Origin of the sequence: Haemophilus sp. SZY H68 (genome assembly GCF_018829685.1) — a bacterium.
GTDB lineage: Bacteria > Pseudomonadota > Gammaproteobacteria > Enterobacterales > Pasteurellaceae > Haemophilus > Haemophilus haemolyticus_K.
Genome location: NZ_JAHKKB010000001.1, coordinates 382665 through 399243, shown reverse-complemented (window position 1 = coordinate 399243; position 16579 = coordinate 382665). Strand labels below are relative to the sequence as shown.

Annotated in this window: 19 protein-coding genes, 1 other RNA gene and 2 pseudogenes; 2 read left to right on the top strand and 20 right to left on the bottom strand. The window is 39.5% G+C overall.

Annotated elements, in window-relative coordinates; translation table 11 throughout:
- Positions 1-67 precede the first annotated feature (67 nt).
- The 13 genes and pseudogenes from KP712_RS09215 to KP712_RS01835 form a co-directional block, all read right to left on the bottom strand.
- A pseudogene (locus tag KP712_RS09215) lies at positions 68-166 on the bottom strand (IS3 family transposase); the annotation flags it as partial.
- A 37-nt stretch (positions 167-203) separates the two neighbouring features.
- The gene (locus KP712_RS01890; RefSeq protein ID WP_111407309.1) at positions 204-2159 is read right to left on the bottom strand and encodes a site-specific recombinase; all 1956 of its coding nucleotides are present in this window, start codon (positions 2157-2159) and stop codon (positions 204-206) included.
- Between the two features lie 116 nt (positions 2160-2275).
- Entirely contained in the window at positions 2276-2377 is a 102-nt protein-coding gene (locus KP712_RS09210; protein ID WP_111407308.1) for an IS3 family transposase, read from the bottom strand.
- 366 nt (positions 2378-2743) lie between these two features.
- Positions 2744-2962, bottom strand: a complete 219-nt coding sequence (locus KP712_RS09155) for an IS3 family transposase (protein ID WP_111407306.1) — start codon at positions 2960-2962, stop codon at positions 2744-2746.
- 41 nt (positions 2963-3003) lie between these two features.
- Positions 3004-3378 (bottom strand): annotated as a pseudogene (locus KP712_RS09180) (transposase).
- An 87-nt stretch (positions 3379-3465) separates the two neighbouring features.
- Complete coding sequence (kdsA, locus tag KP712_RS01870; protein ID WP_048953954.1) at positions 3466-4320, bottom strand: 3-deoxy-8-phosphooctulonate synthase; 855 nt, start codon at positions 4318-4320, stop codon at positions 3466-3468.
- Between the two features lie 14 nt (positions 4321-4334).
- Positions 4335-5138: a SirB1 family protein gene (locus KP712_RS01865; RefSeq protein ID WP_048953955.1), complete on the bottom strand. Its 804-nt coding sequence runs from the start codon at positions 5136-5138 to the stop codon at positions 4335-4337.
- Positions 5138-6016, bottom strand: a complete 879-nt coding sequence (prmC, locus tag KP712_RS01860; RefSeq protein ID WP_111407305.1) for a peptide chain release factor N(5)-glutamine methyltransferase — start codon at positions 6014-6016, stop codon at positions 5138-5140. Before prmC ends, KP712_RS01865 begins: the two co-directional genes overlap by 1 nt.
- Complete coding sequence (locus tag KP712_RS01855; RefSeq protein WP_165818719.1) at positions 6016-6456, bottom strand: RDD family protein; 441 nt, start codon at positions 6454-6456, stop codon at positions 6016-6018. The genes prmC and KP712_RS01855 overlap by 1 nt, the downstream gene beginning before the upstream one ends.
- 52 nt (positions 6457-6508) lie before the next feature.
- A complete protein-coding gene (prfA, locus tag KP712_RS01850; RefSeq protein WP_165818728.1) occupies positions 6509-7591 on the bottom strand; it encodes a peptide chain release factor 1 in 1083 nt (360 codons plus the stop codon).
- A gap of 93 nt (positions 7592-7684) precedes the next feature.
- Positions 7685-8221 (bottom strand): elongation factor P hydroxylase, encoded by a 537-nt coding sequence (locus tag KP712_RS01845; RefSeq protein WP_048953958.1) that lies wholly within the window; start codon positions 8219-8221, stop codon positions 7685-7687.
- A 32-nt stretch (positions 8222-8253) separates the two neighbouring features.
- Positions 8254-9321, bottom strand: coding sequence for a DNA polymerase IV (gene dinB, locus KP712_RS01840; RefSeq protein WP_111407302.1), 1068 nt, complete (start codon positions 9319-9321; stop codon positions 8254-8256).
- A 65-nt stretch (positions 9322-9386) separates the two neighbouring features.
- The gene (locus KP712_RS01835) at positions 9387-9890 is read right to left on the bottom strand and encodes a hypothetical protein (RefSeq protein WP_111407301.1); all 504 of its coding nucleotides are present in this window, start codon (positions 9888-9890) and stop codon (positions 9387-9389) included.
- Between the two features lie 105 nt (positions 9891-9995).
- Between KP712_RS01835 and ssrA the strand changes: the two genes are divergently transcribed.
- Both ssrA and KP712_RS01825 read left to right on the top strand, forming a co-directional pair.
- Positions 9996-10360, top strand: a transfer-messenger RNA (tmRNA) gene (ssrA, locus tag KP712_RS01830).
- A 169-nt stretch (positions 10361-10529) separates the two neighbouring features.
- On the top strand, positions 10530-10910 hold the full coding sequence (locus tag KP712_RS01825) for a pyrimidine dimer DNA glycosylase/endonuclease V (RefSeq protein ID WP_111407300.1): 381 nt from the start codon (positions 10530-10532) through the stop codon (positions 10908-10910).
- Between the two features lie 216 nt (positions 10911-11126).
- On the opposite strand, the gene hypE is transcribed toward KP712_RS01825, so the two are convergent.
- The 7 genes from hypE to KP712_RS01790 form a co-directional block, all read right to left on the bottom strand.
- Positions 11127-12140, bottom strand: coding sequence for a hydrogenase expression/formation protein HypE (hypE, locus tag KP712_RS01820; RefSeq protein WP_111407299.1), 1014 nt, complete (start codon positions 12138-12140; stop codon positions 11127-11129).
- Position 12141: 1 nt separating this feature from the next.
- Positions 12142-13254, bottom strand: coding sequence for a hydrogenase formation protein HypD (gene hypD, locus KP712_RS01815; protein ID WP_111407298.1), 1113 nt, complete (start codon positions 13252-13254; stop codon positions 12142-12144).
- A 3-nt stretch (positions 13255-13257) separates the two neighbouring features.
- Positions 13258-14067, bottom strand: coding sequence for a hydrogenase nickel incorporation protein HypB (gene hypB / locus KP712_RS01810; protein ID WP_005645020.1), 810 nt, complete (start codon positions 14065-14067; stop codon positions 13258-13260).
- Positions 14068-14214: 147 nt separating this feature from the next.
- Positions 14215-14832: an energy-coupling factor ABC transporter ATP-binding protein gene (locus KP712_RS01805; RefSeq protein WP_111407297.1), complete on the bottom strand. Its 618-nt coding sequence runs from the start codon at positions 14830-14832 to the stop codon at positions 14215-14217.
- Between the two features lies 1 nt (position 14833).
- The gene (locus KP712_RS01800; protein WP_111407296.1) at positions 14834-15466 is read right to left on the bottom strand and encodes an energy-coupling factor transporter transmembrane protein EcfT; all 633 of its coding nucleotides are present in this window, start codon (positions 15464-15466) and stop codon (positions 14834-14836) included.
- Entirely contained in the window at positions 15466-16086 is a 621-nt protein-coding gene (cbiM, locus tag KP712_RS01795) for a cobalt transporter CbiM (RefSeq protein ID WP_111407295.1), read from the bottom strand. The genes KP712_RS01800 and cbiM overlap by 1 nt, the downstream gene beginning before the upstream one ends.
- Positions 16086-16571 carry a carboxypeptidase regulatory-like domain-containing protein gene (locus KP712_RS01790; protein WP_111407294.1) on the bottom strand — a complete coding sequence of 162 codons (486 nt, stop codon included), beginning with the start codon at positions 16569-16571 and terminating at the stop codon, positions 16086-16088. Before KP712_RS01790 ends, cbiM begins: the two co-directional genes overlap by 1 nt.
- Between the last annotated feature and the right edge of the window lie 8 nt (positions 16572-16579).

Sequence of the window (16579 nt, the reverse complement as noted above, 5' to 3'; positions counted from 1 at the left end):
TTATATACAAAGTGATCTGCCCCCCAAAAGTTGGACAGGTTAGTTAACTTAAATATTGAGCTCGGTATTACACTGGACTCAATCCTTTGAAAGCAAGTTTAATTCGTTTTTGGTTGTAATACACTAAATATTCTTCAATTTTAGCCTGTAATTTAGCGATTGAGTGATAAGTCCGAGAGTGGGGTACAGATCACTTAAGCCGATTATTTATCTAATTGAATAGGAAGAAATAAGCTTAATGGACGTTTTTTTACAATTTGACAAACTTCATACCAAATTGGCCACCAGCTATCAATTTCCGCATTCAAAGAACGCAGTGCAACCCAAAGCGTTAATGAAAAACTGACAATTAAATTAACTAAACCAATCAACAATACAAAACCAATGCATTGTAAAAGCAATGAATAGGTGAATTGTCCGCTCACAGCAATATAGCCTACATTCGCAGATGAAAATGCCACATGACGAATATCTAACGGAAGGTGCATTAAGTAACCTACCACACCCGTAATACCAAGCAGCATACCAAAGCAAAGGTTACCGATAAGCGAGCCATAATTCTCATGCATATAATTAGCAAATTTAACGCGAAATTTCTCAGACATTAATTTTTTCAATAACGGATGTTGGGTTAAACGAATACGCATATTCAAATAATTGCTGCGGTTATCAAAATAGCCTGAAATAATCCCTGAGCAGAATAACCACACCCCCGCAATGGCTGCAAACCATAAGGTTCCCGCAAAAGGATCAATGCTATGCAACTGATAAGCAATTTGATCAGCATTCATCAATGGCTCACCTGTTTTATATTGGTAACCAAACGCAATCAATGCGGCTAAGCCCATCGCAATGAGGACATTACCTAGCACCGCAATACTTTGAGAGCGAAATACATCCACTAATAATTGAGCTAATTTCATATTGACGCTTTTACCTTGAGGCGTTTTCTCAACAGCCTCAGCAAAACGGGCTGCAGTCATGGCAGGCTGTTTCGTCGCTACCGTAAAATGCAACATAAAGATCACCATAAAACCTAAGCCGTAATTTAAGCCTTCGGCAAGCCCTTTCCAGACTTTGTCATCAATAATGCTGCCTAGATAGATTTTAAATAGCGCCATCAGTGCAATTAATACACCACCACCTGCCGCAGAATAAAACATTGCCCAATACTCTTTTTTATCTCGAGTAATGTAATGCTCGCCGTGATCGCCCGCATTTTGGGTAATGCTACGTGAAATTAATCTAGAGCTTTGTTTCCATAATCGGGTAATGCTATGTTTTTCTGCTGCTGTGCGGGCAAAACAGCCAGTTAATAACAATATTCGGCGTGGTAAATAGCGATTTGAAACAAAAATCGCCATCAAGATTTCTAATCGTTCTAAGGTCTGAGAAAGACGCTCCAATAAATAAGCCGTATTTAAAGAAGAGCCCACCACTGCTCCACGTTTTTGCAAACGCTCAACCAATTTTTTACATTGGTTAAACATTACCTGTAAATGGCTATCATCAAAAACGGTTGATTGGCGGTGCGCCTGTAACCAATTCACCACTTCATGGTGCAATGCCACAAAAGGGGAATCTGCATTCAACAGAGAAGGCTCCATTCGCATCAGCTCAGGATCCATATCTTCAGCAGCAATCCAAATTGAAAGCATCTCAATGGCAAATAACCCTTCACTTTCAATATGATTTTTTAAACGCTCACGATCTTTTTGTTCTGTACAACGGGTTAAGACGCCAAATACACCTCGCCACGTTTTTAAAGGAACAGCATCAATCCAGCGTGCATCATTTTTATCTCTAAATAATAAATAAAAAATATCACGTAAATCATTAATATCTTTAAAAGAGGGGTTAAAACGCTCATAAATACGTGTTTTCATCTCCTGTCCAAAACCGCCACGTGTAAGGATACCGCTACTAATAAACAAGGGGTAAAGGCGTAAACCACATAACCAACCACATAATAATTTCGAAACAGAACAGCCTAATTCTTTATCGTTCTTTAAGATAAACTTAAACAAATGCAAAGTCGGAGCAATTTTTTCTGTGGGGCTGCTACGTAATAATTGGCACAAGCCTTCCACGAGACCAAAGGCATCGTTTTCCGCCACTTTGTTACGTAAAAATTGCGGTAAGGTATCGATTTTAATCATGAGCTTCCCCCTCATATCGTTTATATTCAAAAGCGTGACATTATACAGCGCTGTTGGATAAAGTAAAAATTAGCGGAAAAAGCGATCTGCCCCCCCAAAAAAGTTGGACAGGTTAGTTAACTTAAATATTCTTCAATTTCAGCCTGTAATTCAGCAATTGAATGATAAGTCTGTGAGTAAAAACAATCTGATTTTAATATCGCAAAAAAAACTTTCAATCACCGCATTATCGTAGCAATTTCCTCGGCGGCTCATACTTTGCACCGCTTTACCCTCCAACATTTTCATCCATTCCGCCGTGCCATACAATACGCCTTGGTCGCTATGAATAATCGGGCATTCTGTCGGTTTAAGCCGACTAAGTCCTTGTGCTAACATCTTTTTCACCAATGAAAATTTGGGGCGTGTTGAAAAGTTATAGGCAATCACTTCTCGGTTAGCCAAGTCCATCAACGCTGAAAATAAAGCTTTTCTTGCCCAACCTGAAATTCCGTTACATCCATTACCCATTTTTGATTAAGTGCCGTTGCTGTAAAATCACAATCCAGCAAATTCGGGGCAATATGCGATGTTTTTCCTCGTTTTCAATGTCTTTTCTTGCGTAAAATGGAATGAATACCTAACTCGTTCATTAGCTTTAACACCGTTTTATGATTCAAATTAAAACCCATTTGGCATAATTTAAACGTCATTGGGTGATAACCATCTCGTTTTCTGTTCTTTTTATACAGCGATAAAATAGCTTCTTTAGCTTCGTAATAGTTTCGCTTAATCTCTTTATAGTAAAAGCTTGAGCGAGGCATTTTAGCCACTCGAAATAAATCATTTAACGCGTGGTTTGGCTTCAAGCTTTCAATGATTTTTCTTTTTTCTGTCGTTGTTTTTGACGGTCGAGCGCCTCCAACTCCTTTAGATAAGCAATCTCCGCACGAGCCAAGGCGAGCTCTCGTTGCAGCTTTTTAAACGCTTAGGTGAAAAGTCTGTGGTTTCTGGAATTTCAATGCCTTTCTTTTTCATTTTTTGGCTTTACTATTTTCGGTGTTTGAAGGCCTGTATAAGTCGATTTTACGCCATCAAGCCCTCTTTCCCGAAATGCTTTTAGCCAATAAATAACGAGAGAGTGGGAAATTTTATGAAGTTTAGCCACCTCACGGATACCATAATCCTGTTCGGTGACCAGTTTGATAATTTTCAAACGAAATTGATAAGAGTAGGACATAATCTGCACCTCAAATTAGGTGTCCAGGTTTTGGGGTGCAGATCAAAGTGCGGTCAAAATTAACCGCACTTTTGCTTAAATATTTTCTTAGATTGAAGTATCCAATTCTGGGAAAGATTTTACTAAATCATCAATCGCTTTCATTTGAGAGACAAAGCCTTCAAGTGCAGAAAGAGGCAATGCAGATGGGCCATCACACTTCGCTTGATTTGGATTTGGATGCGCTTCTAAGAATAAACCAGCAATTCCTACCGCTAAACCAGAACGCGCTAATTCGGTTACTTGCGCGCGACGGCCACCTGATGCGGCCCCAAATGGATCACGGCATTGAAGTGAATGGGTTACATCAAAAATAACCGGGCTGCCCTTAGATGCCTTTTTCATCACGCTGAAGCCAAGCATATCCACAATTAAATTATCGTATCCAAAGTTTGTACCGCGATCACAAAGAATGATTTTATCATTACCGCATTCTTCGATTTTTTCCACGATATTACCCATTTGACCCGGGCTTAAGAATTGTGGTTTTTTCACATTAATCACTGCACCTGTTTTTGCCATGGCTTCAACGAGATCTGTTTGACGCGCCAAAAAGGCGGGAAGTTGAATAATATCGACAACATTAGCAACAGGCTGACATTGGTAGATTTCGTGTACATCAGTAATAATTTTTACCCCAAAGGTATCTTTTAATTCTTGAAAAATTTTTAAGCCTTCTTCCATACCTGGGCCACGGTAAGAATGAATAGACGAACGATTCGCTTTGTCAAAAGAAGCCTTAAACACATAAGGCACGCCAAGTTTCTCTGTCACTTTCACATAAGCTTCACAGACTTGCATTGCCATATCTCGGCTTTCAAGTACGTTCATTCCACCAAAAAGCACGAAAGGTTTGTCATTTGCAACATCAATATTGCCAATTTTTACAATTTTATTTTGCATAAATTTTCCTTAAATCAATGGAGGGCAAAAGGATCTTTATCAATCTCGCCCTTTAGTTCTAAAAGTTGAGTTCGGATTAAGGCCGCAGTCGGGTCTTCCGGACAACGTTCTACAAAAAATTCTAAATCTTTTAATGCCGAAGGGTAAGCACCCATCTGAGCTAAAACTAAACCGCGATCACGGATGTGATAAGGATCTTTATCATTACCAATCAATAAATTTTCAATATAACGGTATGCCATGTCGTTATGTTCTTCGCGGATAAGCGCATTCTTCGCCAGTTGTTCAAAACGAGAATAAAGTAAAGAAAGATCGGCTCTATCAAGTTCTTCAGGTTGAATTTGCACACCAAAGCCAAATGCCCCTTCATAAAGTTGCTGCAATTTTTCTTGCGATATATAAGTGCCATCCCAAGGATCAATAAAAGCTACTTCATCTCTTACTTCGGCACGTAAAATGAGTTGTGTTGGGAAATTTACGGGGTAAATAGGCAAATCCAATACCTCGGCTAAATAAAGCACAATTGCCCCAAGCGTCACTGGCATTCCTTGACGATGCTCCAACACATAAGGCAAATATAAATTGCGTGTATAGAAATACTCTTCTGGATCGCAATGAAAGCCCCAATCACCATAAAATAGCTGTAGTAACTGATGAATCTGCTCTTCTTTCGGCCAATCTGGCGAAATTTCTTTACGCGCTCGACGTACAAACCCGCCAATTTTTCCCCGAATTTGTGCTTCTGATGATCCATCATCTGAGATGGTATTATAAAAATGCACAAATTGATCGTATAACGCACGTCGATAATATTTCATTACTTCTTCCAAAAACCTAAAGTGACGCGCTCATTGTCACCATAATCACGCACGGTTTCAACCATTTCCCAATGATTTTCTTGGAAAATTGACCGCACTTTTTCGCCTTGTTGCCATCCGTGTTCAAGTAGTAATGCGCCATTAGAGTTCAAATAACTCGACGCTAATTCAATAATATGACGTAAATCAGCATAACCGGCATCATTGGCAACTAATGCAGAAAGTGGTTCAAAACGCACATCGCCTTGACCTAAATGTTCATTTTGCGCATCAATATAAGGCGGGTTGCTGACGATAAGATCAAACTGCCCTGTTATATTTTCAAACCAACTACTCTGTAAAAATTGTACATTTAAGTTATTTCTTTCCGCATTAGATTGAGCTAACGCCACAACATCGGGCATAAGATCAACTCCAATGATTTCTAATGAAATCTGTTGTTTTTGACAAATAGAGGAAAGCTCCGATGCTAATGCTAACGCGATAGCGCCTGTGCCTGTGCCAAGATCAAGAATACGAAAGTGCGGTGGATTTTTTTCCAGTTTTTCCAAAGCAATTTGTAATGCCTTTTCCACTAAAATTTCGGTATCTGGTCTTGGAATCAAGGTGCCTTTTGAGACATTTAATGGCAACGACCAAAATTCTTTTTCGCCAAGAATATAAGCGATAGGTTCACCTTTTAGACGACGATCTAAAAGTGCGGTCAAATTTAACCGCACTTTCTCATCAATTTCGCTATCATCAAAAGCAAGGATTTGGGTACGCGATTTGCCAGTAGCATGTTGAAGAAGCACAAGCGCATCAATTTTACTATTTTCAGTGGGATTTTTTTGTGCCAAATCCGCAATTGCTTGTGCCAGCCATTCTTTATAATTCATTATTTTTCGTCTTTTAACACAATCGTGCCAGCCACTAAATCAGTTAAAGAACGACGATCATCGCGCACAAGTGCAACAATACCGCTAATAATCAATAAGAAACTTGTCCACGCTAATAAAATATCAATAATTTCGCGACCGATGTATTTACCAAATTCAACGGGTTGATGGGTATGATAATTAAATACACGTAAGCCTAACCAGCGTTTTGCCATTGTTTGACCATAAGTTTTCATGAAATATAACTGAAAACCAGCATATACAATCGTCCCCACTACACCGGCAAAATCCCCCAATGCAAAACCGAGACCAACCATCACCCAAAGCACAAGCCCATTAATCATACTCGCAAGCCAACGTTTAAAACGGCTTGCTTGAGCAGGTTGAGAAGGTTTGAAAACAGAAGAAAATTCCGCATCTTTTTGATTTTCAATGATCATTTTATTTCCCTGTAAAGTTAAAAAGGACATCTGAAATCAGATGCCCCTATCATTAATTCTGTTCAGACAATGCCGCCAACTGATCCGCTTGATATTCGGTAATAATCGGCTGAATCAGTTCATCAATTTTACCATTCATCACTTCATCCAAACGGTAAATAGTGAGATTGATACGATGATCAGTCACTCGACCTTGCGGATAATTATATGTACGAATTTTATCAGAACGATCGCCCGAACCTAATAAGTTACGGCGCATATCTGTTTGTTCCGCAGCTTGGCGTTCTTGCTCTGCTTGAACAATACGTGACGCTAATACCGACATCGCTTTCGCTTTATTTTTGTGCTGTGAACGCTCATCCTGACATTCCACCACAATACCAGTTGGAATATGTGTAATACGCACCGCAGAATCCGTCGTATTTACATGCTGACCACCAGCGCCTGATGAGCGATAAGTATCAATACGTAAATCTGCTGGATTAATTTCTGGCATTTCAGACTCTGGCAATTCTGGCATTACCGCAACGGTACAAGCAGAGGTATGAATACGACCTTGTGATTCAGTTTTTGGTACGCGTTGCACACGATGACCGCCAGACTCAAACTTCAACTGTCCATACACACCTTCACCAGTGACTTTAACAATCACTTCTTTATAACCGCCTTGCTCACTTTCGTTAGCACTGAGCATTTCGACGCGCCAGCGTTTACTTTCTGCATAGCGGCTATACATGCGGAATAAATCCCCAGCAAAAATACCCGCTTCATCGCCACCTGTTCCCGCACGGATTTCTAAATAGCAGTTATATTCATCATTAGGATCTTTCGGCAGTAAAAGAATTTGAAGTTGTTGTTCCACTTCTTCAATTTCCGCTTTGGATTCTTCGATTTCTATTTGCGCCATTTCTTTCATTTCAGGATCGTCGAGCAATATTTCAGCTTCTTCAATATTTTGATTTAATTGCGTCCAACGATTAAAACATTTCACCACTTCTTCAAGTTGCGAATATTCTTTAGAATAAGCACGGAATTTATCCTGATCACTAATTACAGAAACATCGCCCAATAAGGCTTCTAGCTCTTCATAACGTTCTTTTAAACTTTCTAATTTTGCAATAATGGAATCTTTCATCATTTGTAAATCACCGAAAATAAAATCGGCGTATTCTAGCCGATTTTAGGGAAAATTGACAGTGTCAAAAGTGCGGTTAAAAATCACCGCTCTTTAAATACGTGTCACATCAAATTTACTTAAATCAATACGATCTTCTGTGCCATAAAACATAGCAAGAGCATGGCGTAACGTTTCAGCTCGTTTTGGTAAACCTTTTTCCGCATAGATTTTCACTTGTTCATACACGGCTTGTTTAAAAGGCTGTGTATCGCCCGGATTGCCATTCAAATTATCCGCACTGGCAAAATAACGAAAACCTGCCGCCGTCGCCAAAATCCACTCTAATGCTTGCGGTTTAACTTCAACTTTTTCAAAGTCACGCTGGCGTTCTTCTGAACGTCCATCTGGCTCATACCAATAACCAAAATCTTCTAGTTTACGGCGTTCTTTGCCTGCCACTAACCAATGGGCAATTTCGTGCAATGCACTGCTGTAAAATCCTCGCGCAAAATAAATCGCGTTATAAGGCACGTCATCATTTGCGGGTAAATAAATGGGTTCTTCACCGCCTTTGACTAAGCGAGTGTTGTATTCCTCTTCAAAACATTGATTAAAAATCGCGATAATATCTTCTAATTTATGTTCCATGGTATCGACTCCTAAAAAACCGTGAGATTATATCACCAGAGGCTCATTTGTTCTTGTTTATTTTCTTCGGGTAAATTGACATGTAGCCCGATCAAACGAATCGATCGCCCTTTTGCTCGCATAAAAATTTGAGGAAGTAATTGCTGAAAACTCTCCAAAGAAAGGGGTAAACCTGTTTTCTCTAAAGTAGTTACTTGAAAATCTTCAAATTTAAGCTTTATGCCAATTTTACGTAATGAAGATAACGGTATATTACGGCTAACACGATCAAGGCGACGAATTAGCTCTTGATAAAGATTATTCAATAAGGCTGAAGCTTGCTCAATTGTGTGAATGTTTTCAAGCAAAGTTTGTTCTACGCCGACTGATTTACGTTCACGATGGGCTTGTACTTCACGATCATCAATGCCGTGGCTAAAATCCCAAATTCGTTTACCTGCCTTACCAAATTGATTTAATAAGGCGATTTGATCAAAGTTTTGAATGTCAGCACAAGTTTCTAATCCCATATCGAGTAATCGTTGTGATGTCACTTTACCCACACCAGGAATCTTATTTAAAGATAAGGTTTTAATGAATTCCTCGACTTCATTAGGCTTAATCACAAATTGCCCATTAGGTTTATTCATATCCGAAGCGATTTTGGCAAGGAATTTTAAAGGCGCCACGCCTGCCGAGGCAGTTAAATTCAACTCATCAAAAATTGCTTGGCGAATTTCTTGTGCGATCCAAGTCGCTGAGCCAGAACATTTTTGGCAGTGCGTGACATCTAAATAAGCTTCATCTAAAGAAAGTGGTTCAATTATATCGGTGTAACGCTGGAAGATTTGATGAATTTGTGCCGAAACTTGTTTATACAACGTCATATTCACGGGCACAAGAATAAGATTAGGACACTTTTTTATGGCTTGAGCTGTTGGCATTGCACTATGCAAACCAAATTTTCTCGCCTCATAATTACAAGTTGTTAATACACCACGTTGACGAGAAGAACCACCTACAGCAACAGGCTTTCCCTGCAAATTAGGGTTTTCACGAATCTCAATCGATGCGTAAAAACAATCCATATCAATGTGAATAATTTTTTTATCTTGTAGCATAAAAAAAGTGCGGTTAAATTTTATTTAGTATAACCGCACTTCAATTACTGTTCAAGCATACATATTTAATTATCAGAAACGACTTTCTTATCTTTAAACATGACTGAACGTTCAATTTTATAAACATGAATAGGTTCTTGCGTATTCATAAAAATTGAACGGTATTTTTCATCAATTTGAGCAAATGGAATTTGTAAATTAATTGTCAGTGTCTTACCTGGCAATAAGGTATTTTCTAATTCTATTTGCATATCTTGGCTATGCACAACTTGACGATTATGTACATACACACTCATCCATTGAATATTTTGAATCGGGAATTCACTTTTATTTGTAATGGTATATTTAAAGCGAGAAAGCGCTTGACCATCCTCGCCTACCACAATATCTCTATCGCCAACATCAATAGAAATAGCATAGTTAACATACTTAGGGTAGCTTTTTTCTGCAGTTGCAGTTTTTTCTACACTTTTAGGTTTTTCCTTTGAAACATTTTCTTTTGCAATTGCAGAAGAAATTGAACAACTAGCTGCAAACAAAGCTAGTACTAAATATTTAAAAAATGACATTATTTTCTCCTATAAAAAACGCCGAAATTTTACCCTAACTCACACATTTAATAAATACCGCTCTTTTTCTTCTGCTTGTTTTTTGTTAGACTAGCGCATAATTTTGGGGCTGATTCTGGATTCGACGGGATTAGCGAAGCCCAAGGTGCACGTCGAGGTGCGGTAGGCCTCGTAAATAAACCGCAAAAAATAGTCGCAAACGACGAACAATACGCTTTAGCAGCTTAATAACCTGCATTTAGCCTTCGCGCCCCAGCTTCCGCTCGTAAGACGGGGATAACGCGGAGTCAACCCAAAACGAGATCGTGTGGAAGCCGCCGTTTGAGGATCGAAGCACTAAATTGAATCAAACTAGCTTAAGTTTAGCGTGTCTGTCCGCATGCTTAAGTGAAATTAAAGACTAGACTAAACGTGTAGTGCTGAAGGTAGAGTAATTTCGGACGGGGGTTCAACTCCCCCCAGCTCCACCACCCCTTTATTTTTCCTCTTCTAAGTTTTCAATAAAAGCAATAATTTAGTTTTTCTACTCACCTTAGTTTTAGTAACTGCTACCTTGTTATTACCTAGCACATTATTAGCGGAATCACTCATATTCGTTACTCGATGGGATATGGATATGAAATAATAAAGAGAGATTTTATGACCAGAATTAACCTTGTTCCTCCTGCTGAACTTTGCGATCAGCATCTATTAGCGGAACATAGAGAGCTAACACGGATTCCAAATGCTGTTGCGAAAGGAAAATTTAGCTTAAAAGGGCAGCCTGAAGATTATAAATTAGGCGAAGGACATGTACGATTTTTCTTTAATAAACTTGCTTTTTTAAAGCAACGTTACAATCTATTGCATGAAGAGTGTCTTGCTCGTGGTTTCAATGCCCAATATTTTTGGGCAGAGGAGCTACCAGATGATCCTAATCTTTGGCAAAATTATTTGCCCACAGAAAATGCTTTAGCATTAAACCGTGAGCGAATTGCATTGCGTATGCCTGTAAAGGCACGATTTACCGCAAGAAAATAAAGCCCAGAAAGGGCTTTAGCTCTCATTGTTTAGGATGAAATATAATCAGCACCCACACCAATCATTGTAGTTTCTATAGTGCGGTAGCCTTCTGCACCATTTGAGAGAAATTGCCAGTGATGGATAAACTACTCTAGCTGTTCTAGGGGATTTCTGCTAAGTTGAGAAATCACTTCGCCTATTTAATTTTTATAAAGTATTGATTTTATCTAATCATTAACAAATTCTTGGCAATGGTTCATTTGTTGGTAAATCTAATAATCGACTTTGTCCAAAAATGCCCACTAAACGGACTTTTTTATCGGTTGTCACTTCACCAATCACAGCCGAATTTTCACCTAATGGATGACGATGAAGTGCGGTCAAAATTTCTGGTGTTTTTTCAGCGGAGGCAACAATAACTAATTTCCCTTCATTAGCGAAGTTTAATGCTTCAAGACCAAGTAATTCACAAATTCCCCGCACTTCTTGGCGAATTGGCAAGGCTTGTTCATCAATATTCATGCCTAGCTGTTGCGCCTGTGCAAATTCATGCAAAACAGCATTAACTCCCCCACGGGTCGCATCTCGAACCGCTTTTACGCCATCTACTTCGCGTAAATTTTCAATCAATGGATAAAGCACGGCGCAATCACTATGAAGATCCGTTTGGATACCCAGTTTTTCACGTAAATTTAAGATTGTTGCGCCATGATCCCCAATAGTGCCGCTAACAATGATTTTATCGCCAGCCTGAATGTTATGAACACCCCAATCCAAATTTTGAGGAATAACACCAATTCCACTGGTATTGATAAAAATCTTATCCACTGCGCCTTTTTGTACCACTTTTGTATCGCCAGTAACAACTTGAATACCTGCCGCTTTTGCGGTTTCAGCCATTGATTGAATAATTGCTTTAAGATCCGCAAGTGGCAATCCTTCTTCCAAAATAAAGCCACAGGATAAATATTTTGGTATCGCCCCGCACACCGCCACATCATTTGCCGTGCCGCACACCGCTAATTTCCCGATGTTACCACCAGGAAAAAAAATGGGATCAATGACAAAACTATCCGTACTAAATGACAGTGTTTCGCCTTGCTTTGCTAATTCTGTTAATGGAATTCTTGCCTGATCTTCTCCTTGCGCCAAAATAGGATTAGCAAAGGCTTCAACAAAATAATCTTGAATCAATTTTTGCATGGCTGCACCACCATTACCGTGAGCCATAGTGATAAATTCGCTCATTTTATTCTCTCCGATATTGATAATAGGCTGCACATGCGCCTTCGGAAGAAACCATTAATGCGCCATAAGCGTTATCAGGATTACAACCTGTACCAAATAATGGGCAATCAGATGGTTTACAACGCCCAGTCAAGACATCGCCACAACGAGAATTAGGATCATCCGCCACCTGTTGTGCTTGGCTTTGGAAATAAATTTCGGCATCAAATTCACGATAAGCCTCCGTCAATTCCACACCTGATTGTTCAATTTCCCCCAAGCCACGCCATTCACTGCTTGCTTTAAGCTGGAATACTTCTTGCATTGAATGTTGGGCCAAAGCATTTCCGTGATCATCAACAATGCGTTTATATTGATTTTCGATTTCACAACGGCCATCAACAAATTGCTGCACTAACATCACAATCGCCTGCAAAATATCTAAAGGTTCAAAACCTGTAATCACGAAAGGTTTGTGATATTTATCGACAATCCCTTGATAAGGCGATGAACCAATCACCATACTCACATGCCCTGGCGCAAGAAAACCATCAATTTTGACTTGATCTTGAGCCAGCAAGCTATGTAACGTTGGAATAATGGTGATGTTTTGGCAAACAATCCAGAAATTTTTTGTTCCCAGTTTTTTAGCTTGTTGAAGCGTTACTGCCGTGCTCGGCATTGTCGTTTCAAATCCTAAGGAAAAAAAGACGACTTTTTTATTCGGATTATTTTGTGCAATATTCAATGCATCCAAAGGTGAATACACAATGCGAACATCTGCGCCTTTCGCTTTTGCTTCTAACAGCGAACCTTTGCGGCCTTTCACTCGCATTGCGTCACCAAAAGTACAGAAAATGACATCAGGTTTTAGCGCAATTTCAATACAGACATCAATACGCCCCATCGGAAGCACACAGACAGGGCAACCTGGGCCATGAATAAATTCGATACTTTTTGGCAATAGCCGATCCAACCCAAATTTAAAAATCGTATGGGTATGCCCGCCACACACTTCCATTAAATACAATGGATTCTGCGCCGTAAAGTGCGGCATTTTCTCCATCAATTTTTCAAGTTGCGCCACTAAACTACGGGCAAGTTCAGGATCGCGAAATTCATCAACAAATCGCATCGATTATCCTTGTTTACGTTGTTGTTCTAGCCAATTTAACCACTCACTGAGACCTTGTTCAGTGGTAGCAGAAAGTTGAATCACTTCAATATTTGGATTCACACGTTTTGCATTGGCAATGCATTGTTCTACATCAAATTTCAAATAAGGTAATAAATCCACTTTATTTAAAATCATCAAACTTGATGCGGCAAACATATGCGGGTATTTAAGCGGTTTATCTTCGCCTTCTGTCACAGATAAAATCACCACTTTCGCTTTTTCACCAAGATCAAATTCAGATGGACAAACTAAATTTCCCACATTTTCGATAAACATAATGCTGTCAGCTTGAGGTCTTAATTTCACCATTGCTTCGCTAATCATTTGTGCATCCAAGTGGCAGCCTTTGCCTGTATTTACTTGAATAGCCGGCACACCAGTCGCACGAATACGATCTGCATCATTTTCAGTTTGTTGATCGCCTTCGATTACATAACAAGTGCGGTCATTTTTGAGGGCATTTAGCGTCGTCGTTAAAAGGGTAGTTTTACCTGAACCCGGACTCGATACAAGATTTAAGGCTAAAATATGTTGTTTAGCAAAGAATGCTCGGTTGTGATCCGCGAGTTGATTATTTTTTCCGAGAACATCTTGTTCGATTTTTAACAAACGTTTTTGAGTATCGTCTGCATCGACTGGTTTATTGAAATGAAATGTTGAATGTGAAAAGTTTGGCGTACCTGATTGATGACTTCCTTGATCATCATGAGTATGAGGCAATTCACCAATACGGACTTGCTCTGGATGTCCGCAGCCACAGGTTGTACACATAAATCCTCCGTTTTAATGTGCTTATTTGGGCTGAGTTTTCAAACTGACTTTCAACAGAAATAATGTTTAAAACACTCAAAGCCCTGAGCTTTGTCAACAAATTTGCAACAAGCATAGCACAATCAAAATTCGGCTTTTTGATGAAGATCATAAACTGATAATTTCTGTGGCTAATTCGTTAATAAATCCATGATGATGGGATGAAATCAACATTGGTAAGGAAAGTTCACGCAAAAGTGCGGTCAATTTTTCAGTATTTTTTCGATCTAATCCATTGGTGGGTTCATCTAATAATAAGATTTTTGGCTGCATCGCTAAGACACCCGCAAGTGCGGTAAAATTTTTCTCACCACCAGATAAGGTATGCACCATACGATCTTTTAAACGTGTAATACCAAGACGCTCTAATTGCTGCTCTGCGATATGATACGCCTGCTCTCTAGGCACATTTTGGTTTAATGGTCCAAAGGCAATATCATCCAATACTGTTGGGCCAAAAAGTTGATCATCGGCATTTTGAAAACAAATACCAATCGTGCCACGAAAGGGTGCGAAATCTTTTTCTTCACGACAAACTTGACCAAATAATTGAATTTCACCTTTAGTTACGGGAACAAATCCCAATAAAGCAAGCAGTAAAGTGGTTTTTCCTGAGCCAATTTCCCCTTGTACGAAAAGACGTTTTTGACCTTCCAAGGTAAAACTCAAATCTTGAATAATCGCTCTACCATTGCGTTCTATATAAAGATTATTTACAGCTAACATATTATTTTTCTCTCTTTTTAGCGAACTGAAAACCACGACATTTTAAAGCCATTTGCGCCGTTTCGGCTTTCAATAGGGCATGAATCAATAATAAAGCGACACTTTGAGCGGTCACATAAAGGGTTCGGCGATTAAGCCGAGGACGAAATCCACGAGCGCGCATGGCAATATCCATCTTTTGACGCAATTCGCCAAGCAGTGCAATGTAACGTACGGTCAGTACAAAAAGTTGAATTAATTTTTCTGGCAAAGGCAATTTCCCCATGGCTTGAACAAGCACCGCATCATTAATATTCCATAAAAAAAGCCAAAGAGAAATCAACAATAAATGAGTCCTTAAACTCAATTTTTCTGCTAATTCTATCCCTTGGAAATTGAGTTCAATGCCATTTCCGCCAATTTTCCAACTTAATGTCGCCCACATTAAAGCAATAAAAATGACTAAAGCAAACCAACGTTTAAGGTAAGGGAAAAAAGATTTTTGACTGAACCGCAGTGAAATAAAAAAGAGAGAAACTGCAAGCACATTAAGGGGGATAAGCCAAGTGAGATCACTCAATCCACTAATGATTAGCCCCCAGATAAACAGATAAATCAACCTAAAGTGCGGTTGAAATAAACGGTGAATTTTCATTAAGAGACATTCTCGGTACGATTCATGACTTCAGGATACATTTTACCAAGCAAGCTAATCACCCCTACGCTGATAATGCTATCCAAAATAAATACCGGAATATGAGAGACTAGCAAGAGCCAAACAAGATTCAGATAACTTTTTCCACCATCTAACATCAGCACAAAAGAAGCAAGTGCGCCTGCCCCGCCAACGCCAATTACGCCAGCTCCAATACCGACTAATAAGCGATCTTTTAAAGCCATGTGTGGTTGTAAACGAGAACGGAAAAGATAATGAGCGATCACCGCTGGCGTTGCCATCACGCAGAGATTGACACCTAACACTGCAAATCCGCCAAAAGAAAAGAAGATGACTTGCAATAAAAGTGCGATGAGGAATGCAGGAAATACAGCCCACCCTAGGAATAAACCAGCCATGCCATTTAAAATTAAATGCACGCTACCAATTCCTACGGGCACATGAATGGTTCCTGCCACAAAAAATGCCGCAGCAAAAAGTGCGGTGAGCGGTAAACGTTCTGATTCTAAACGACGTAACCCCACAGCAATGCCCGCAACAGCAAGCACTGCGCCAGCTAATAAAATAGGCGTATGTAACACGCCTTCAGATAAATGCATTAAATACGTCCTTGTTTAATTTTACGCGCATTACGTAAAGCAATAAGTCCAGCAATACCAACGATATAACCGATTCCACCTAAAATATCATGCAAATAAATTTTATCTTTTAAATGCGCAATATCTTCACGAATCAGCATTAAATCTGCACCGCTTTGATTTTCGGCAGATGTATGAGCAGCAACAACTGATGCACGGTGTCCTTCATCGCCTTCTACCACCACTTTTAAGGTGGTATGTGGCACATCAGCAATCGAAAGTTTAAATGCGCCTTGGCGGTCAGTTTTTCCAGTTAAAACCGGATCAGCAACACCTGAGCGGAAAACTTCCAAATAAGTTTCAGCCGCTGGGGTCATATCAGAATAATAGGATTTGCCAGAGAGTGTTTGCCCATCATATTGGGCAAACACATAAAGCGCGTGGGCATAAGCATTCGGGAGATAGCAAGCCGCAAAAAGTGCGGTTAAAAAAACAATTTTCTTCATCCCAAATC